This window comes from Phenylobacterium sp., assembly GCF_030646615.1.
Lineage (GTDB): Bacteria > Pseudomonadota > Alphaproteobacteria > Caulobacterales > Caulobacteraceae > Phenylobacterium.
In genome coordinates this window covers 19,084-35,239 of record NZ_JAUSLG010000046.1, presented here as the reverse complement: position 1 = coordinate 35,239, position 16,156 = coordinate 19,084, and the positions used below count along the sequence as shown (strand labels likewise).

Below are 16,156 nucleotides of genomic sequence, written 5' to 3'. Positions count from 1 at the left end.
CATCGCGATGAGGAGGAAGTCAGATGACCCGCAAAACCGACAAATGGTCCCAGGACGTGACCGAACACAGCGACGCCCTGGACCTCGAAGAGGACGTCTTCACCCTCGACGATCCGGCCAAGATCGCCGCCTCGCTGAAGCGCTCGGCCGAGCACAGCCACCGCCGCAAGGGCACGCCCTTTCAGTCGGCCATGTCCATGCTGACCTTCTATATCAACCGCGCCGGCGACAACCTGCCCGACAAGCAGCGCCAGACCCTGGAAGCGGCCAAGGACGAACTGCGCAAGGCCTTCGGGCGGGAGGCGGATTAGGTCGACGGCCCCTCATGCGAGCCTGGCGGATCCGAGGTGATCTCGGCGCAAAGGCCCTGGTAGATTTTCAAATCGGCCGTGGCTAACATCTGCGCATGCATCGCTTCGCCAATTCTTCAGCCAACTCCAATTGCGTCACCCGTGCGGGGCGCGGAGCCGGCTGTGTGCGCATCGCCTAGCCGCCGATCCAAGCCCCGCCGAGGACGGCTGGGGCTCCTATTTCGATAGCATGCATCTGGCCTCCCATTTCAGGAGACCTCCATCATGCCCTTCAAGTTACCGCTCCCGGAAACACCACGCCTAAAAACGGATCGCCTTGTTCTTCGGCCCCTAAGGTTAGAGGACATTCCGGCTGTCCAGCGTCACTTCCCACACTGGGCGATGGTGCGCCACCTCGTTGCGAAGGTCCCGTGGCCCTATCCAGAAGATGGCGCGGAGATCAATGTCCGCGACTGCCTGGAGAAGCGAACTCGCGGGGAGCAGTTCTACTGGGCTCTGACCTTGAACGATGGGGAGGATGAGCTGATCGGACGCATAGACTTGCGGCCAGACGCTGACGTCGGCGCCATGCGCGGCTTCTGGTTGGCCCAAGAATATTGGGGTCGTGGCCTGATGACTGAAGCGGCCGATGCGGTGAATGCCTATGCCTTTGAGGTGTTGGACTGGCCCTTTATCGATGTGACCACGAACAGCGCCAACCGTGCGTCGCAACGCATCAAGGAGAAGCAAGGCTTCACCCTCGTCCATGTGGGCGTGGGCGACTACATTGAGGGGGTCAGGGAAAAGGCGTTCTGGCGGCTCACTCAGGAGACATGGCGCTCACGGCGAGGGGGCGCGAAGAGTCTCTAGGCTCCAAAGGACCAAAAAGGCCCCGGCTCTCGCGAACCGGGGCCTTCTCGGGCGTTCTGATCGACCGGCCTAGGCCTTGAAGAAGGCCAGCAGGTCGGCGTTGATCAGGTCCGGGTGGGTCGACGCCATGCCATGGGGCAGGCCGGGATAGGTCTTCAGCGTCCCCTGCCGCACCAGCTTGATGGCCAGGTGGGCGCTGTTGGCGATGGGGACGAGCTGGTCGTCTTCCCCATGCAGGATCAGCACCGGGACGTCGATCTGCCGGAGATCTTCCGTGAAGTCGGTCTCCGAGAAGGCCTTGATGCAGTCGTAGTGCGCCTTGGCGCCGCCGGACATGCCCTGGCGCCACCAATTGTCGATCAGACCCTGGCTGACCTTGGCGCCGGGGCGATTGAAGCCGAAGAACGGGCCCTCCGGGATGTCGCGGAAGAACTGGGCGCGGTTGGCGACCAGGGAGGCGCGGAAGCCGTCGAACAGCGCCATGGGCAGGCCGTCCGGATTGGCCGGCGTCTTCAGCATGATCGGCGGCACGGCGCCAATGAGCACGGCCTTCGAGACCCGGCCGGGCTTGGCCCGCGCCACGTAGCGGGCGACCTCGCCGCCGCCGGTGGAATGGCCGACATGGATGGCGTTCTTCAGGTCGAGGGCGTCGGCCAGCGCGATAACGTCGGCGGCGTAGGTGTCCATCTCGTTGCCGCTGTCGGTCTGGGTGGAGCGGCCGTGGCCCCGTCGGTCATGGGCGATCACCCGATAGCCCTGCAGCCGGAAGAACATCATCTGGGCGTCCCAGTCGTCGGAGGACAGCGGCCAGCCGTGATGGAAGACGATCGGTTGGGCGTCCTTCGGACCCCAGTCCTTGTAGAAGATCTGCACGCCGTCCTTCGTGGTCACATAGCCGCTTTCGGCGCGGTCGGCGCCGCCTGCGGTGGGCGAGGGCGCAGGCTCAGCCGCCTGCCCGACGGTGGCCGCCGAGAGTGCGGCGAGGCCGAGGCCGGCGGTCATGATCCCGCGACGGGAAGCTTGGTTGGATACGGTCATGGCTCATCTCCCTTGATGTTCGCAATAACGTTTATCGCGATATGCAATCCCCTAGCCGCGCCATTTCGCCTTGTCCAGATAATAATTATCGCGGCATCCAATTTTGTGATAAGAAGATTTTGCGACAGAGGAGAGGCGACGTGCGCCCATTGGACCAACAGATCTGCTTCACATTGTACGCCACGAGCATGGCGGTCACCCGGGCCTACAAGCCCCTGCTCGACGAGCTGGGCCTGACCTATCCGCAGTACCTGGTGCTGAGCGTGCTGGGGGAGGCCGACGGCCTGACCATCGGCGGCGTCGCCGCGCGCCTGGATCTGGAGTCCAGCACAGTGACGCCCCTCGTGAAGCGCCTTGAAGCCGCAGGCCTGCTGACTCGGACGCGCAGCCTCGATGACGAACGACGGGTGGAGGTGAAGCTAACCCCCGAGGGCCAGGCGCTGCTCGAACGGTCCGACTGCCTCGGCGACCGTCTGATGGAGCGGTCCAAGATGTCGGGCCCGCAGCTGGAGGCGCTGAACAAGCAGATCCAGGCCCTGCGCGACCAGATCACCAAGGCCTGAGAGCCGATGCTTACCCCAACGAAAAAGCCCCGGCTCTTCTCGAACCGGGGCCTCGTCGTTTGGTCTAGCTCAACCGCTAGCGCTTAGGCGCCCTGCTTGGCCGGGGCGGCGCCCTGGCTGGCCAGCGGGCCGCGCGACAGCGGGAAGAACTTGTCGCTCATGGCCGGGACGGCTTCGGACAGGATGGTGTCGACGCTCCAGCCCTCTTCCTTGGTCTGGGTCGAGATCGGACGGGGCTGCGAGTAGAGGATGATGTTCTCACCCGAGGCGCCGAAGATCTGGCCCGACACGTGGGACGCAGCCGGCGAGACCAGGGCCACCGAGAGGCGGGCCGGCTGGTCGGCGCGGATGGCGGCGGCCATGGCTTCGCGGCGCTTGGCGGCCGCTTCGTCCTTGACCGGGACCGACTGGGTCATGCGGGTCCAGGCGACGGGGGCCAGGCAGTTGGAGCGGACGTTGTTGCGCTCGCCTTCCATGGCGATGATCCGCGACAGGCCGGCGATGCCCATCTTGGCCGCGCCGTAATTGGCCTGGCCGATATTGCCCAGCAGCCCCGAGGTCGAGGTGAAGAACATGTAGGCGCCGTCGTTCTGGTTGCGGAACAGCTCGATGGTGGCCCGGGCCACGTTGAACGAGCCGCGCATGTGCACGTCGATGACCTTGTCCCAGTCGTCTTCCGACATCTTGTGGAACATCACGTCACGCAGGATGCCGGCGGGATTGATCACCGCATGCAGGCCGCCAAAGGTGTCCATGGCCTGCTCGACCATGCCTTCAACCGCCTTGTAGTTGGTGACGCTGTCGGAGTTGGAGGCCGCTTCGCCGCCGGCGGCGCGGATCTCCTGGGCCACCTGCTCGGCCGGTCCGGCGGAACCCTCGTCCTCGCCCTTCAGGCTGCCGCCCAGGTCATTGACCAGGACCTTGGCGCCCTGTTGCGCGGCGATCAGCGCGCACTCACGTCCAATACCGTTGCCGCCGCCCGTGACGAGGACAACCTTGCCGTCTAATACGCCCATGGATCTATCTCCCTAAAAGAATATTGCGCGGATTGTTATTCGAGGCGGTCAGCCTTGCGCAAGTCGGGAAAGAGCTTGGCCCAAAGGCCGGTGACGATCAACGTGCCCACGCCGCCCACCACGGCGGCCGCCACCACCCCCATGAAGCGCGCGAAGACTCCGGCCCGGAACTCCCCCAGTTCGTTCGACGCGCCAATGAACAGGGTCGAGACCGCCGCCACCCGGCCACGCATATTGTCGGGAATGACCAGCTGGATCAGGGTCTGGCGCACATAGACGCTGAGCATGTCCGCCCCGCCCAGGATGGCCAGCGCCGCCACCGACAGCCAGAGCGAGCGCGAGACGCCGAAGATGATGGTCGCCAGGCCAAAGACGGCCACGCCGGCGAACATGGTCACCCCGGCGTTCGAACGGATCGGCCGGGCGGCCAGGATGAGCGCGATCACCGTGGCGCCGGCCGCGGGGGCCGCGCGAAGCAGGCCAAAGCCCTCCTCGCCCACATGCAGGATGTCGCGGGCGAAGACCGGCAGCAGGGCCGTGGCGCCCCCCAGCAGCACGGCGAACAGGTCGAGCGATATGGCCCCGAACACGATCTTCTGGCGCCACACATAGACCAGGCCCTCCTTGATCAGGGCCAGGCGCGAGCCGGGCTGCAGGTCGGGCTTGGTGCGGCCGCTGATGAAGAAGGTGAGCGTGGCGCCGGCCACGTAGAGGCAGAAGGCGGTCTCGTAGGCGAGCGCCGTGGAGCGGGCCAGCAGCAGTCCGCCGATGGCCGGCCCGACGATGGCGGCGGTCTGCCAGGCCAGCGAATTCCAGGCGATGGCCCGGGGCAGCAGGCTGCGGGGCACCAGCATGGGGCCAAGGGCCGTGCCGGCCGGCGACATGAAGGCCCGGCCGGCGCCGAACACGGCGGCCACGCACAGCAGCAGCGGCACCGAGGCGAAGTCCCGCCAGGTGGCGACGGCCAATATGCCGGCGCTGGTCATCTCGACGGCGTAACAGGCCAGCAGGATCTTGCGCCGGTCATAGCGGTCCACCGCCTCGCCGGCCGGCAGGGTCAGCAGGAAGACGGGAATGAAGGTGACCAGCCCCACCATGCCGACCACGAAGGCGGCTTCTGCGACGCCCATGGTGCGCCTGGCCAACTCATAGATCTGCCAGCCCAGGGCCACGCTCTGGACCTGCACGCCGATCGAGCTGGCCCAGCGCGAGCCCCAGAACAGCAGATAGCTCCGCTGGCTCAGCAGAGCGCGGGCCGACGGGAGGGGCTCGGAAGCCGGGGAGTCCGGAGACTCAGGCGGGGACTGGGACATGGGCGGCGCAACTTGGCCCGAGGGACCGCCCCCCGCAACGGCCCATTCGGTTTCCATTGACCTCGGCTCGCGGGGGCCTTATCGGGCGCGCTTCCGGCGACATGATCGCCAGGGCTGACCGCGAGGGGCGCCATGCGTGCGCTGCGACGAACCGGGCGCGAGATCCGCGTCCTCTAGAGCCGCCTGGCGCCGCCGAAGTCGCGGGCCGGGTCCCGCAGCCTGCCAAGTTCGCAGCAAAGTTCGCCGCAAAGTTCGCCCATGACCGCCGCCTTCGTTTCCCATGCGGACTCCGTCCCGAGTCCCGCCCCCGACATTCGCCCTGAGACGCTGCAGGATGGCCCCGCCATCGAGGCGTTGCTGGACCACGCCTTCGGTCCCGGCCGCTTCGCCAAGGCTTCGGAGCGGGTGAGGGAATTCGCCCCCCTTCGCACCGACCTGTCCTTCTGCGCCTGGGAGGGCGATCGTCTGGTGGGCGTGGTCCGCCAGTCCGAGGTCGCCGTGGGCGGCCGCCGGCTGATTTTCCTGGGCCCGCTGGCGGTGGACGCCGCGGCGCGGCGCCTGGGGGCCGGCGCCCGGCTGGTGGAGGTCGCCTGCGCCGCCGCGGCCGCGGCGGGCTTTGCCGAGGTGCTGCTGGTGGGCGATCCGCCCTTCTTCGGCCGGCTGGGCTTTTCGGCCGCGCCGACCGCCGCGATCGTGATGCCGGGGCCGGTCGACCCCCGCCGGCTGCTGCTGAAGCGCCTGCAGGGCCAGCCGGCCGATCAGACCGTGCTGCAGGGCGCCGTTACGGCGCCTTGAGGCGCCCGTCGCGCACGCCTACCTTCTGGACATGACAGAGCTCGACTCCAAGGCTGGCCTTGATGGTGTGATCGCAGCGGCCAAGCAGGCGCCGGGCCGGGGCCTACCCCCTGTCCACCTGTGGAATCCGGCTCATTCCGGCGAGATCGACATCGTCATCACAGCCGATGGCCGCTGGATTCACGAAGGTGCGACCATCAGCCGGGCGGCCCTGGTGCGCCTGTTCTCCACCGTCCTGCGCAAGGATCCGGACGGCTACTGGCTGGTGACGCCGGTGGAGAAGATGAAGATCACCGTAGAGGACGCGCCCTTCATCGCCACCGCCCTGGAGGTCGTCACCGGGCCGGACGGCGCCCCCGTCCTGACCTTCACCACCAATGTCGGCGATGTGGTCGAGGCCGGCGCCGACAATCCCTTGCGCGTCGAGATCGACCCCGCCACCCAGGAGCCGCGCCCCTATCTGCATGTCCGCCGGGGGCTTGAGGCGCTGGTCAGCCGCCCGGTCTTCTACGAACTGGTGGAGATGGCGCAGGAGCGGGACGGGGTGCTGGGCGTCGAATCGGCCGGGACCTGGTTCGCCCTCGGCCGGCCGGAGGCGCCGGTCTCGTGAGCCCCGGTTCGCCTGTCGGGGCGCTGCGCGAGTGGATCACCCAGCGGCTCGATCCCCTGGAGGACCATGACCCAGTGGACGGCGTCGTGGCCTCGGACTTCGGGCCGCGCTCGGCCGACCTCGCCGATGCGCCTGAACCGCTGACCCCGGCCTCGGTGCTGGTGGGCCTGATCGAGCGCGAGCACGGCTATTCGGTGCTGCTGACAAGGCGGGCCGACACCTTGCGCCGCCATACCGGCCAGATCGCCTTCCCCGGCGGGCGCCGCGACCCCGGCGAGACCGTCTGGGAGACCGCCCTTCGGGAAACCGAGGAAGAGGTCGGCATCCCGCGAACCCTGGTCACCCTGGGCGGGCTCTCGACCCCCTATCGCACGGGGACGGGGTTTCTGGTGACGCCGGTGGTGGGCTTCATCGAGCCCCACTTCACGCTCGCCCCCAACCCCGCCGAAGTGGCCGACGTGTTCGAGACGCCCTTCGGCTTTCTCATGGATCCCTCCAACCATGAGGAACACGAGCGGGAGTTTTCCGGCCAGCTCCGGCGTTTCTACGCCATGACGCACGAGAACAGGTTCATCTGGGGCGCCACGGCCGGAATGCTCCGGTCGCTCTATGATCGGCTTTATGGAGGCGCGGTTGCTTAGGGTCTTTCTCCTCCGGTCGGTGCTGATCGCGCTGCCCTTCGTGATCTGGTTCATCTGGGCCGAGTACGCCAAGCGCACGGGCCGCCCCATGGGCGCGACGCCCTGGGCCTGGCTCTGCACGGCCTCGGCGGTGCTGTTTGGCCTTTCGCTGCTGTTCATGGTCGTGTTCCAATCGGACAACCGCGGCGAGATCTATGTGCCCGCGGAAGTGAATGAGGGCGGCCGGGTCAGCCCAGGACGCTTCGAGGAAAAGGAAACGCCGGCCCCATGAGCGAGAGCCTTGGTCCACGCCCCTGGTTGAGCGCGCCGGCGACGGCCGCGGTGTTCGACGCCCTGGAGGCCCGGGGCGGCCCCGGCTGCGCCCGAGTGGTGGGCGGCGCGGTGCGCAACGCCGTCATGGGCGCGCCGGTCAGCGATATCGACATCGCCACCACGCTGACGCCGGACGAGGTGACCGCCGCCCTGGTCGCCGCAGGCCTGAAGGCCATTCCCACCGGGGTCGAGCACGGCACCATCACGGCGCTCGCCCAGGGCCAGACCTTCGAGATCACCACCCTGCGGCGGGACGTGGAGACCGACGGCCGCCGCGCCGTGGTCGCCTTCACCACCGACTGGGCGGAGGACGCCCAGCGCCGGGACTTCACCCTCAACGCCCTCTATGCCGACCGCGACGGCGCGATCCATGACCCCCTGGGGACCGGCCTCGAGGCCGCCCGGGCGGGGAAGGTGGTCTTTGTCGGCGAGGCCCGCACGCGGATCGCCGAGGATTATCTGCGCATCCTGCGTTTCTTCCGCTTCCACGCCTGGTATGGCCGCGGCGCGCCGGACTCCGAGGCCCTGGCCGCCTGCAAGGCCTTGCGCGACTCCCTGGCTGACCGGCCGGGCGAGCGGGTCTCCAAGGAACTGTTGAAGCTGCTGGCCGCCGACGACCCGCGGGCCGGCGTGCGGCTGATGGCCGAGGCCGGGGTGCTGGACGTGATCCTGCCGGCCGTGGGCGACCTGCATGATTTCGAGGCCCTGGTGGAGATCGAGAGCGAGATGCTCTTCGAATGCGATCCGGTCCTGCGGCTGGCCTGCCTGCTGCCGGCCGACCAGATCGCCGTGGCCCAGGCCGCCGAGCGCCTGCGGCTTTCCAACGCCGAGCGCGACCGCCTGGTCGCCGCCAAGGGGCAGGGGCCTAAGATCACCAGCTGGATGAGCCCACGGGAGTCCCGCCGGGCGGTCTACGCCCTGGGGACCGGTACCTTCCACGACCGGGTCAAGCTCGCCTGGGCGCGGTCGAACCGCACGGCGACCGCCGCCCAATGGCGCGGCCTGCTGGCGCTCGGCGACAGCTGGACCCCGCCGCCCTTCCCGCTGACCGGCGACGAGGTGGTCCATGCCGGCGTGCCCAAGGGGCCGATGGTCGGCCAGGTGCTGCAGGAGGTCGAGGCCTGGTGGATCGACCACGACTTCCTCGAGGACAAGTTCTCGGCCATCGAGAAGCTCAAGGCCGTCGCCCAGGGCATGGCCTACTAGGGACGCATGAAGCTCGGCATTCTCAGGACCGGCGGGCCTCCCGCGCCGCTGGAGGCGCAGTTCGGCGGCTATCCCGACATGTTCCAGGCCCTGCTGGGGCCAAACGCGCACGACTATGTGGTGTTCGACGCCGAGGCCGGCGAGCTGCCGGCAAGTCCGGAGGCCTGCGCGGCCTATCTGATCACGGGCTCGTCGGCCGGCGTCTATGACCCTCTGCCCTGGATCGAGGACCTCAGCGACTTCCTGCGGGCGTCCAAGGGACGGGCGGGGCTGGTGGGGGTCTGTTTCGGCCACCAGATCATGGCCCAGGCCTTCGGCGGCCAGGTGATCAAGTCCCCCAAGGGCTGGGGCGTCGGCCTGCACACCTATGAGGTGAGCGACCCGGCGGCCTGGATGGACAGGTCCGGGCCCATCGCTGTGGCCGCCTCTCACCAGGATCAGGTGGTCAAGGCCCCGCCGGGCGCCCGGGTGGTGGCCGGCAGCGACTTCACGCCCTTCGGCATGCTGGCCTATGACGACCAGCCGGCCATCTCCATCCAGCTGCATCCGGAGTTTGAGCCGGCCTATGCGAAGGCCTTGATCGAGGCGCGCCGGGGCAGTCGCTATGACCCTGCGCAGGCCGATCAGGCGGTGGCCAGTTATGCGGCGCCCCATGACGCCTTGCGGGTCGGCGGCTGGATCGACGCCTTTCTCGCAACGATCTGAGGCCGGGAGAGGTTAGGGGTGGAGACCGCAGGACGTTCAAGGGAGCCTCGCATGTCACCCCCGACGTTGATCGTCGTCGCCGCCAGCGCCGTGGCCGCCCTGCTGGTGGCCAGCGTCGAGAGCGAGGCGGCCAATCCCCGGCCTCTGTCGCCGGACGGCTTTGTCGCCCTGCTGGATGAGATCATCTAGGGTTTGCGCGTTTCCGCCGTTGGCGGGATACGCGCTAGCTCGGCTGAGCCGACCACATGAAGGTGGTGAGCCGCGCATTGTCGGTGAGAAAGTCGAGCTCCGGCACGGCGTTGGCAGGGCCGGTGAAGCCCAGAAGCCCGAACACATAGCCCAGACGCGGCGCGCCCTGGCGGTAGCAGACCAGGCTGGCGGTCATCTCCCCGGAGCCCCGAACGCAGGTTTCGGCCTGGAAGCCCATCTCCGTCCAGGAGGCGCCGATCTTCTCGCCTTGTGGGCCGGTGACCGGCCCGGCGCGACCGAAGATGCGGCCGACCGTGGGCGAGCCGGCCGCCGACTGAAGGTCAAGCTCCAGCCCGTCCTCTCGCCGCACGGTGATGGTCGGGGTTTGATTCCCCCCGCTGGGCGGCGCCCGCTGAACCTTGGACTCCGGAAACAGGCCGCCCAACTGGCGAACATCCATGGCCGTTGCGCCATTGATCTCGCCGGCGCCCTGTTCGGTGAAGGTGATCAGGATGGGGCCCACAACCGCCGGCTTGGGCGCAGGGGCGGGGGCCTCCTGAGTCTCGCCCGGCGACGTGGACTGTGGTCCGCAGGCGGCGAGGAGCGCGCCGGCGAGGGCCAAAAAGGTCAGGTTACGCATGCCCAACCTTCGCACGGCCAAGGTCTGTGAGGCAAACCCGGGCCGCAGCAGCGCCTCAGGGCCAGCTGACCATGGGCGGCATGGAGGAGAGGATCGAGGTGATGTTTCCCCCCGTCTTCAGGCCGAACATGGTGCCCCGGTCGTAGAGCAGGTTGAACTCCACATAGCGGCCCCGGCGCACCAGCTGCTCCTGGCGGTCGGCCTCGGTCCAGGGGGTGGCCATCCGGCCCCGGGCGATGGCGGGATAGACCTCGGCGAAGGCCCGGCCCACATCCTGGGTGAAGGCGAAGTCCCGCTCCCAGTCCCCGGAATTGTGGTGGTCATAGAAGATGCCGCCGATCCCCCGGGGCTCATTGCGGTGGGGCAGGAAGAAGTACTCGTCGCAACGGGCCTTGTAGGGCTCATACCAGTCGGGGTCGTGCCGGTCGCAGGCGGCCTTCAGCGCGCCATGGAAGGCGACGGCGTCGGGATTTTCCTGGTTGCGCTGGTAGTCCTGGGTCGGCGTCAGGTCGGCGCCGCCGCCGAACCAGCTCTGGCTGGTGGCCAGGAAGCGGGTGTTCATGTGCACGGCCGGCACATGCGGATTGCGCATATGCGCAATCAGGCTGATGCCCGTGGCGGTGAAGCGGGGGTCTTTGTCGGCGCCGGGCATGGTGGCGGCCATCTCCGGGCTGAACACCCCATGGACCAGGCTGATATGGACGCCGCACTTCTCGAAGAAGCGGCCGCCCTGCATGAAGCCCATCACCCCGCCGCCGCCGGCCGGCCGGTCCCAGGGGGTCAGCTCGAAGCGGCCGGCGTCGCCCGGATAGAGATCGGCCGGGGCCTCGTCCTCAAGCTGTTCGAAGGCGGCGACGATCTGGTCGCGCAGGGCGTCGAACCAGGCCCGGGCGCGGGTGTTGCGGTCTTCAAGCGTGGCGGCAAGATCGGCGGCGTCTGTCATGGGACCAGGGGCTTAGGGAATCCGTCGGTCTGGCGCAACGCTTCCGAAAGACCGATGGCCGCCGAAACGGTGAGATTGAGCGACCGGGCCTCGGGCGCCAGCGGGATCAGCAGGCGCGCCTGGGCCGCCGCGTGCACCTCCGGCGGGACCCCTTGGCTCTCGCGGCCGAACAGCAGGGTGTCGCCCGGCTGGAAGGCGAAGCTGTGCAGGGGCTGGGCGCCGCGGGTGGTGAATAGCACCAGCCGGCCCTCGGCACGCTCGGGGGCGGCCATGAATTCAGCGAAGCCCGAGCGCCGTGTCCAACGGGCCAGACGACCGTAATCCAAGGCCGCACGGCGCACCGCCTTATCGGATAGCGGGAATCCGCAGGGCTCGATCACCTCCAGGTCGACATCAAGGCAGGCGGCCAGCCGAAGGGCCGCGCCGACGTTTTGCGGAATGTCCGGTTGAAAAAGCGCCAAACGCATTCTAAGCGATCCAGCCACGGGATTAGTCGGGGGCGTGAGACGAATCGCGACGCGACGCCGCGTTTGTTTTGCGGCGATGCAGTGCGAAAACTCTTCCGTCCCTGTATGGGTTCCGAAACAGGCCTGTACCAGAGCTTCTGGTCAGGCCGAAGGCGGGGCGTCGCGAGACTTGTCGTGAGCGTCCGAACGGGCGGTGGTTCTTCATGGAGCCCCCGCCTCAACCGAAGGGTAGCTTAAAGGTGGCTGACACCGTCGTGGGCGAACATCCCGATCCTCACGCCGCGGGCGAAGACCCGAACCGGCGCGACTTCATTCATATCGCCGCAGGGGCGGCGGCCGTGGGCGCCGTGGGCGCTCTGGCCTGGCCGTTCATCGACCAGATGAACCCTTCGGCGGACACCCTGGCCCTGGCCTCGGTCGATTTCGACCTGACGAAGGTGTCCCTCGGCCAGCAGGTGACGATCAAGTGGCGGGGCAAGCCGCTGTTCATCCGTCGCCGCACCGAGGCTGAGATCGCTTCCGCCGTCGCCGACGACAACGCCAACCTGCCCGATCCGCAGACCGACGCCGAGCGGCACAAGCCCGGCAAGGCCGAGTGGATGATCCTGATCGGCTCCTGCACCCATCTGGGTTGCGTGCCGACCTTTGGCGGCGGGGACTTCGGCGGCTGGTTCTGCCCCTGCCATGGGTCGCACTACGACACGTCCGGCCGTATCCGTCGCGGGCCTGCGCCCCTGAACCTGGCGGTGCCGGACTACGAATTTCTTTCCGACACGACGGTCAAGGTGGGCTGACAGCGATGAGCGGACATTCCACCTATGAACCCAAGACGGGCGTCGAGCGCTGGCTCGATACGCGCCTGCCGATCATCCGACTCGGCTGGGACAGCGTCGTCGATTACCCGACGCCCAAGAACCTGAACTACTGGTGGACCTTCGGGGGGATCCTCGCGGTCTGCCTGATGATCCAGATCGTCACCGGCGTCGTGCTGGCCATGCACTATGTGCCGCACATCGACCACGCCTTCGCCTCGGTCGAGCGCATCATGCGCGACGTGAACTACGGCTGGCTGGTGCGCTACATGCACGCCAACGGGGCCTCGATGTTCTTCATCGCGGTCTACATCCACATGTTCCGCGGCCTCTATTACGGGTCCTACAAGGCGCCCCGCGAGGTGCTGTGGATCCTGGGCTGCATCATCTACCTGCTGATGATGGCCACGGCCTTCATGGGCTACGTCCTGCCCTGGGGTCAGATGAGCTTCCACGGCGCGGTCGTGATCACCAACCTGTTCGGCGCCCTGCCGATCGTGGGCGAGGCCATCACCACCTGGCTGTGGGGCGGGTTCGCCGTGGACAACGCCACGCTGAACCGCTTCTTCTCGCTGCACTTCCTGCTGCCGTACATGATCGCCGGCGTCGTCGGCCTGCACATCTGGGCCCTGCACGTGCCGGGGAACAACAACCCGACCGGCGTGAACGTGAAGTCCAAGGCCGACACCGTGCCCTTCCATCCGTACTATACGGTGAAGGATGGCTTCGCGATCGTGCTGTTCCTGATCCTGTTCGCCAGCTTCCTGTTCTACAATCCGAACGCGCTCGGCCATGCCGACAACTACATCCCGGCCAACCCGCTGGTCACACCGTCGCACATCGTTCCCGAATGGTACTTCCTGCCGTTCTACGCGATCCTGCGGGCGGTGCCGGACAAGCTGGGCGGCGTGATCCTGATGTTCGGCGCCATCGCGGTGCTGTTCGTCCTGCCCTGGCTCGACACCTCCAAGGTGCGGTCCATGCGCTATCGGCCGACGGGCAAGCTCTACTTCCTGATCTTCGTCCTGGCCTGCCTGGTGCTCGGCTATTGCGGCGGTCAGTTGCCCGACAACCACGTGATCCCGGGGCTCTCGACCTTCACCCTGATCGACGCGGACCTGAACAGCATGGTCTGGCTGTCGCGCTTGGCCACCCTCTACTACTTCGGCTACTTCCTGGTGATCCTGCCGATCCTTGGGCTCACCGAGACGCCGCTGCCCCAGCCGGAATCGATCTCCACGCCTGTCCTGTCCCATCCGGCGAGCACGCCGGCCGGCGCGACGGCTGCGCCTGAAAAGAAGGGTTGAGCCCAGATGCTGCGTAAAGGTATCGCTCTGGCCGCGCTTGGGCTGGCCCTCGTGGGCGGCCCGGCGCTCGCCGCCGGGGAAGCCGCCCCCCCCAAGCACGTGGACTTCAGCTTCAAGGGCCCGTTCGGCAAGTTCGACCAGGCCCAGCTGCAGCGCGGCTACAAGGTCTATCGGGAGGTCTGCGCGGCCTGCCACAGCATGGAGCTGCTCTCGTTCCGGAACCTCGGCCAGAAGGGCGGGCCCTTCTACGATCCGGACTACAGCAATCCCAACGACAACCCGTACGTGAAGACCATCGCGGCGGAATATCAGATCAACGACATCGACTCCGAGACCGGCGACGTGATCCAGCGCCCCGGCACCTCGGCAGACAGCTTCCCGAGCCCCTTCCCCAACGAGGCGGCGGCGCGGGCCAGCAACGGCGGCGCCCTGCCGCCGGACCTGTCGGTGATGGCCAAGGCCCGCCACCATGGCGCCGACTACATCTACTCGCTGATGTCGGGCTACCGCGAACCGCCGGCCGGGCTGCAGGTGGCCGCGGGCCAGTACTACAACCCCTATATGGCCGGCGACACGACGCCGTTCTGGACGGGTGAGGGCCATGCGCCCCCAGGGGGCTTCATCGCCATGCCGCCGCAACTGGCGGCCGACAAGGTGACCTTTGACGACGGCACGCCATCCACCATCGACCAGCAGGCCAAGGACGTGGCCGCCTTCCTGACCTGGGCGTCGGAGCCCAAGATGGAGGAGCGCAAGGCCTTCGGCTTCGGGGCGATGATCTATCTGATCATCTTCGCCGGCCTGCTCTATGCGAGCTACCGCCGCATCTGGCGCAACGTCGCCCACTAGGGCCGCGTCGTCAGACCATGATCAGCCCGCCGGAGCGATCCGGCGGGCTTTTTCATGGGTGATCTTCGGCGATCAGCAGAAGCCGCCCGGCGGGGAAATCGAAACGCAGGCGCCAGCGCTCCAGAACGCCCGGCCCCACAGCGCTGACCTCGTCGCCGCTCAGGCCCGCTTTCAGATTTTCAAACAGCGCGCCGCTCATGGACAGGGCCCGAAGCTCTGCGCGTCCGGTTTCGTAGGGGGCGAGGGACGCCGGGGCGGCCATGCTGCTGACCTCGCCAGGCGCCAGGCGAACGGCCGCGTCGAGGCCGGTGGAGGGTGCGAGCTGGATGCGCCGCGCGGTCGCCCCATCGCTGAGCGCCGCCCACACCACGGGCCGCCCCGCCATCCAGTGCAGGTCCTGAACCTGCGACCGGGTCTTGGACGCAGGCGCCTCGGCCGGCGCGTGCAGCTCCACTCGGCAGGGTCGGAAATCGACATCGACGATGACGGCCTTCAGCACATCGGCGCCGATGACCCCGGCGATCGGAGTGGGGAAGGCGTAGGTGCGGGCGTCCTGACTGACGATCGCCAGGGATCGCTCGGGGAAGCTGAAACCGCCGATCTCCACGTCGCCCTGCGCGGCGTCTCCGCTCAAGCCCATGCCCTGGGCGCGGGTGTCGTGGAGCTCGGTGCGGGGGGCGCCGGTGTCCAGGATGTAGTCGCCGGCGGCGCCCGCGACGTTCGCCGGCACCACGATCACCCCGTGTTCGTACCAGCAGGCCAGGGGGGCTGCGGCGCCCATCGCCGGGGCCATGGCGAGGCAAAGGGTCAAGGCTAGCGAACGCGGGGGGATCATCGAGGCGTCTCATACAAGGCCAAGCCCTGCGGCTGGGCGCCGACCATAGCCAAGGGCGGTCGCCTCGGCGATAAGCGACCATCGTCGCCACTGGCGGCCGCGGGACAGTGCGTGACGGGATCACACGGAATCGTCTGATCCTCACGCTCTTAAACTTTAAGTCTTGAGCGCGTTTCATCCGATAACCTGTTCACTTATCGGAACGCGCTCTGGGAGGCGCGACCATGGACCTGAGATCTACGATCCGCACCATTGCGGACTATCCGAAGCCGGGGATCCAGTTTCGCGACATCACCACCCTGCTGGCCGATGCGCGGGCCTTTCGTCAGGCGGTGGATGAACTGGTCCAGCCCTTCGCCGGCCTGAAGATCGACAAGGTGGCCGGGATCGAGGCCCGTGGCTTCATCCTGGGCGGAGCCGTGGCGCATCAGCTGTCGGCCGGCTTCGTACCCCTGCGCAAGAAGGGCAAGCTGCCGCACAAGACCCGCTGGGTGGAGTACGCCCTGGAGTATGGCTCCGACGCCCTGGAGGTCCATCTGGACGCCTTTGTGAGCGGGGAGCGCATCATGCTGGTGGATGATCTGATCGCGACGGGCGGCACCGCCCTGGCGGCGGCGGAGCTGCTGCGGCAGGGCGGGGCGGAGATCGTCGCCGCGGCCTTCGTGGTGGACCTGCCGGACCTGGGCGGGGCGGCGCGTCTGGCCGCAGCGGGGGTGCCCGTCTCGACCCTGGTGGCCTTTGAAGGCGAATAGGCG

General features: G+C 67.8%; 21 protein-coding genes. 14 read left to right on the top strand and 7 right to left on the bottom strand.

Annotated elements, in window-relative coordinates:
• The first annotated feature begins 23 nt into the window (after window positions 1–23).
• Together Q7S93_RS07530 and Q7S93_RS07525 are read left to right on the top strand one after the other, a co-directional pair.
• Complete coding sequence (locus Q7S93_RS07530; protein ID WP_304713234.1) at window positions 24–311, top strand: DUF3175 domain-containing protein; 288 nt, start codon at window positions 24–26, stop codon at window positions 309–311.
• Between the two features lie 264 nt (window positions 312–575).
• Window positions 576–1,160 carry a GNAT family N-acetyltransferase gene (locus Q7S93_RS07525; RefSeq protein WP_304713232.1) on the top strand — a complete coding sequence of 195 codons (585 nt, stop codon included), beginning with the start codon at window positions 576–578 and terminating at the stop codon, window positions 1,158–1,160.
• A gap of 69 nt (window positions 1,161–1,229) precedes the next feature.
• Here Q7S93_RS07525 and Q7S93_RS07520 read toward each other — a convergent pair whose 3' ends face one another.
• On the bottom strand, window positions 1,230–2,198 hold the full coding sequence (locus Q7S93_RS07520) for an alpha/beta fold hydrolase (RefSeq protein WP_304713231.1): 969 nt from the start codon (window positions 2,196–2,198) through the stop codon (window positions 1,230–1,232).
• A gap of 140 nt (window positions 2,199–2,338) precedes the next feature.
• Here Q7S93_RS07520 and Q7S93_RS07515 point away from each other — a divergent pair, with 140 nt between their 5' ends.
• On the top strand, window positions 2,339–2,761 hold the full coding sequence (locus tag Q7S93_RS07515) for a MarR family winged helix-turn-helix transcriptional regulator (protein ID WP_304713229.1): 423 nt from the start codon (window positions 2,339–2,341) through the stop codon (window positions 2,759–2,761).
• Between the two features lie 83 nt (window positions 2,762–2,844).
• Here the strand turns inward: Q7S93_RS07515 and Q7S93_RS07510 are convergent, their stop codons facing one another.
• Window positions 2,845–3,777 carry an SDR family NAD(P)-dependent oxidoreductase gene (locus tag Q7S93_RS07510; RefSeq protein WP_304713228.1) on the bottom strand — a complete coding sequence of 311 codons (933 nt, stop codon included), beginning with the start codon at window positions 3,775–3,777 and terminating at the stop codon, window positions 2,845–2,847.
• A 35-nt stretch (window positions 3,778–3,812) separates the two neighbouring features.
• Window positions 3,813–5,090, bottom strand: coding sequence for an MFS transporter (locus Q7S93_RS07505; protein WP_304713226.1), 1,278 nt, complete (start codon window positions 5,088–5,090; stop codon window positions 3,813–3,815).
• Between the two features lie 258 nt (window positions 5,091–5,348).
• On the opposite strand from Q7S93_RS07505, the gene Q7S93_RS07500 reads away from it, so the two are divergent.
• From Q7S93_RS07500 to Q7S93_RS07470, 7 genes are read left to right on the top strand one after another with little or no spacing between them, the layout of a single operon-like run.
• The gene (locus Q7S93_RS07500; protein WP_304713224.1) at window positions 5,349–5,885 is read left to right on the top strand and encodes a GNAT family N-acetyltransferase; all 537 of its coding nucleotides are present in this window, start codon (window positions 5,349–5,351) and stop codon (window positions 5,883–5,885) included.
• Between the two features lie 31 nt (window positions 5,886–5,916).
• Window positions 5,917–6,495: a DUF1285 domain-containing protein gene (locus Q7S93_RS07495; protein ID WP_304713222.1), complete on the top strand. Its 579-nt coding sequence runs from the start codon at window positions 5,917–5,919 to the stop codon at window positions 6,493–6,495.
• Window positions 6,492–7,136, top strand: coding sequence for a CoA pyrophosphatase (locus Q7S93_RS07490; protein WP_304713221.1), 645 nt, complete (start codon window positions 6,492–6,494; stop codon window positions 7,134–7,136). The genes Q7S93_RS07495 and Q7S93_RS07490 overlap by 4 nt, the downstream gene beginning before the upstream one ends.
• On the top strand, window positions 7,129–7,407 hold the full coding sequence (locus tag Q7S93_RS07485; RefSeq protein WP_304713219.1) for a hypothetical protein: 279 nt from the start codon (window positions 7,129–7,131) through the stop codon (window positions 7,405–7,407). The genes Q7S93_RS07490 and Q7S93_RS07485 overlap by 8 nt, the downstream gene beginning before the upstream one ends.
• Window positions 7,404–8,654: a CCA tRNA nucleotidyltransferase gene (locus Q7S93_RS07480; RefSeq protein WP_304713218.1), complete on the top strand. Its 1,251-nt coding sequence runs from the start codon at window positions 7,404–7,406 to the stop codon at window positions 8,652–8,654. Before Q7S93_RS07485 ends, Q7S93_RS07480 begins: the two co-directional genes overlap by 4 nt.
• Before the next feature lie 6 nt (window positions 8,655–8,660).
• The gene (locus Q7S93_RS07475) at window positions 8,661–9,359 is read left to right on the top strand and encodes a glutamine amidotransferase-related protein (protein WP_304713216.1); all 699 of its coding nucleotides are present in this window, start codon (window positions 8,661–8,663) and stop codon (window positions 9,357–9,359) included.
• A gap of 51 nt (window positions 9,360–9,410) precedes the next feature.
• Window positions 9,411–9,548 carry a hypothetical protein gene (locus tag Q7S93_RS07470; RefSeq protein ID WP_304713215.1) on the top strand — a complete coding sequence of 46 codons (138 nt, stop codon included), beginning with the start codon at window positions 9,411–9,413 and terminating at the stop codon, window positions 9,546–9,548.
• A gap of 34 nt (window positions 9,549–9,582) precedes the next feature.
• Here the strand turns inward: Q7S93_RS07470 and Q7S93_RS07465 are convergent, their stop codons facing one another.
• Genes Q7S93_RS07465 through Q7S93_RS07455 form a run of 3 tightly spaced genes read right to left on the bottom strand, consistent with a single transcriptional unit; the run spans window position 9,583 to window position 11,598 of the window.
• On the bottom strand, window positions 9,583–10,188 hold the full coding sequence (locus Q7S93_RS07465) for a DUF1131 family protein (RefSeq protein ID WP_304713213.1): 606 nt from the start codon (window positions 10,186–10,188) through the stop codon (window positions 9,583–9,585).
• 55 nt (window positions 10,189–10,243) lie between these two features.
• Window positions 10,244–11,131 carry an oxygen-dependent coproporphyrinogen oxidase gene (gene hemF / locus Q7S93_RS07460; protein ID WP_304713211.1) on the bottom strand — a complete coding sequence of 296 codons (888 nt, stop codon included), beginning with the start codon at window positions 11,129–11,131 and terminating at the stop codon, window positions 10,244–10,246.
• Window positions 11,128–11,598 (bottom strand): tRNA (cytidine(34)-2'-O)-methyltransferase, encoded by a 471-nt coding sequence (locus Q7S93_RS07455; protein WP_304713209.1) that lies wholly within the window; start codon window positions 11,596–11,598, stop codon window positions 11,128–11,130. Before Q7S93_RS07455 ends, hemF begins: the two co-directional genes overlap by 4 nt.
• A gap of 239 nt (window positions 11,599–11,837) precedes the next feature.
• Here Q7S93_RS07455 and petA point away from each other — a divergent pair, with 239 nt between their 5' ends.
• The 3 genes from petA to Q7S93_RS07440 are packed head-to-tail and all read left to right on the top strand — an operon-like array spanning window position 11,838 to window position 14,566.
• Complete coding sequence (petA, locus tag Q7S93_RS07450) at window positions 11,838–12,392, top strand: ubiquinol-cytochrome c reductase iron-sulfur subunit (RefSeq protein ID WP_304713207.1); 555 nt, start codon at window positions 11,838–11,840, stop codon at window positions 12,390–12,392.
• A 5-nt stretch (window positions 12,393–12,397) separates the two neighbouring features.
• On the top strand, window positions 12,398–13,717 hold the full coding sequence (locus Q7S93_RS07445; RefSeq protein WP_304713205.1) for a cytochrome b: 1,320 nt from the start codon (window positions 12,398–12,400) through the stop codon (window positions 13,715–13,717).
• Window positions 13,718–13,723: 6 nt separating this feature from the next.
• The gene (locus tag Q7S93_RS07440) at window positions 13,724–14,566 is read left to right on the top strand and encodes a cytochrome c1 (protein WP_304713203.1); all 843 of its coding nucleotides are present in this window, start codon (window positions 13,724–13,726) and stop codon (window positions 14,564–14,566) included.
• Window positions 14,567–14,618: 52 nt separating this feature from the next.
• Here the strand turns inward: Q7S93_RS07440 and Q7S93_RS07435 are convergent, their stop codons facing one another.
• On the bottom strand, window positions 14,619–15,347 hold the full coding sequence (locus tag Q7S93_RS07435) for a hypothetical protein (protein ID WP_304713201.1): 729 nt from the start codon (window positions 15,345–15,347) through the stop codon (window positions 14,619–14,621).
• Between the two features lie 278 nt (window positions 15,348–15,625).
• Here Q7S93_RS07435 and Q7S93_RS07430 point away from each other — a divergent pair, with 278 nt between their 5' ends.
• The gene (locus Q7S93_RS07430) at window positions 15,626–16,153 is read left to right on the top strand and encodes an adenine phosphoribosyltransferase (RefSeq protein WP_304713199.1); all 528 of its coding nucleotides are present in this window, start codon (window positions 15,626–15,628) and stop codon (window positions 16,151–16,153) included.
• The last annotated feature ends 3 nt before the right edge of the window (window positions 16,154–16,156 follow it).

What these genes read in the sequence shown, in the direction of transcription:
- Q7S93_RS07445 (WP_304713205.1), top strand. Translation starts at nt 12,398, where the DNA reads ATGAGCGGACATTCCACCTATGAACCCAAGACGGGCGTCGAGCGCTGG.
- Q7S93_RS07440 (WP_304713203.1), top strand. Translation starts at nt 13,724, where the DNA reads ATGCTGCGTAAAGGTATCGCTCTGGCCGCGCTTGGGCTGGCCCTCGTG.
- Q7S93_RS07475 (WP_304713216.1), top strand. Translation starts at nt 8,661, where the DNA reads ATGAAGCTCGGCATTCTCAGGACCGGCGGGCCTCCCGCGCCGCTGGAG.
- Q7S93_RS07510 (WP_304713228.1), bottom strand. Translation starts at nt 3,777, where the DNA reads ATGGGCGTATTAGACGGCAAGGTTGTCCTCGTCACGGGCGGCGGCAAC.
- hemF (WP_304713211.1), bottom strand. Translation starts at nt 11,131, where the DNA reads ATGACAGACGCCGCCGATCTTGCCGCCACGCTTGAAGACCGCAACACC.
- Q7S93_RS07435 (WP_304713201.1), bottom strand. Translation starts at nt 15,347, where the DNA reads ATGGGCGCCGCAGCCCCCCTGGCCTGCTGGTACGAACACGGGGTGATC.
- Q7S93_RS07465 (WP_304713213.1), bottom strand. Translation starts at nt 10,188, where the DNA reads ATGCGTAACCTGACCTTTTTGGCCCTCGCCGGCGCGCTCCTCGCCGCC.
- Q7S93_RS07470 (WP_304713215.1), top strand. Translation starts at nt 9,411, where the DNA reads ATGTCACCCCCGACGTTGATCGTCGTCGCCGCCAGCGCCGTGGCCGCC.
- Q7S93_RS07525 (WP_304713232.1), top strand. Translation starts at nt 576, where the DNA reads ATGCCCTTCAAGTTACCGCTCCCGGAAACACCACGCCTAAAAACGGAT.
- Q7S93_RS07455 (WP_304713209.1), bottom strand. Translation starts at nt 11,598, where the DNA reads ATGCGTTTGGCGCTTTTTCAACCGGACATTCCGCAAAACGTCGGCGCG.
- Q7S93_RS07520 (WP_304713231.1), bottom strand. Translation starts at nt 2,198, where the DNA reads ATGACCGTATCCAACCAAGCTTCCCGTCGCGGGATCATGACCGCCGGC.
- Q7S93_RS07430 (WP_304713199.1), top strand. Translation starts at nt 15,626, where the DNA reads ATGGACCTGAGATCTACGATCCGCACCATTGCGGACTATCCGAAGCCG.
- Q7S93_RS07480 (WP_304713218.1), top strand. Translation starts at nt 7,404, where the DNA reads ATGAGCGAGAGCCTTGGTCCACGCCCCTGGTTGAGCGCGCCGGCGACG.
- Q7S93_RS07505 (WP_304713226.1), bottom strand. Translation starts at nt 5,090, where the DNA reads ATGTCCCAGTCCCCGCCTGAGTCTCCGGACTCCCCGGCTTCCGAGCCC.
- Q7S93_RS07530 (WP_304713234.1), top strand. Translation starts at nt 24, where the DNA reads ATGACCCGCAAAACCGACAAATGGTCCCAGGACGTGACCGAACACAGC.
- Q7S93_RS07495 (WP_304713222.1), top strand. Translation starts at nt 5,917, where the DNA reads ATGACAGAGCTCGACTCCAAGGCTGGCCTTGATGGTGTGATCGCAGCG.
- Q7S93_RS07500 (WP_304713224.1), top strand. Translation starts at nt 5,349, where the DNA reads ATGACCGCCGCCTTCGTTTCCCATGCGGACTCCGTCCCGAGTCCCGCC.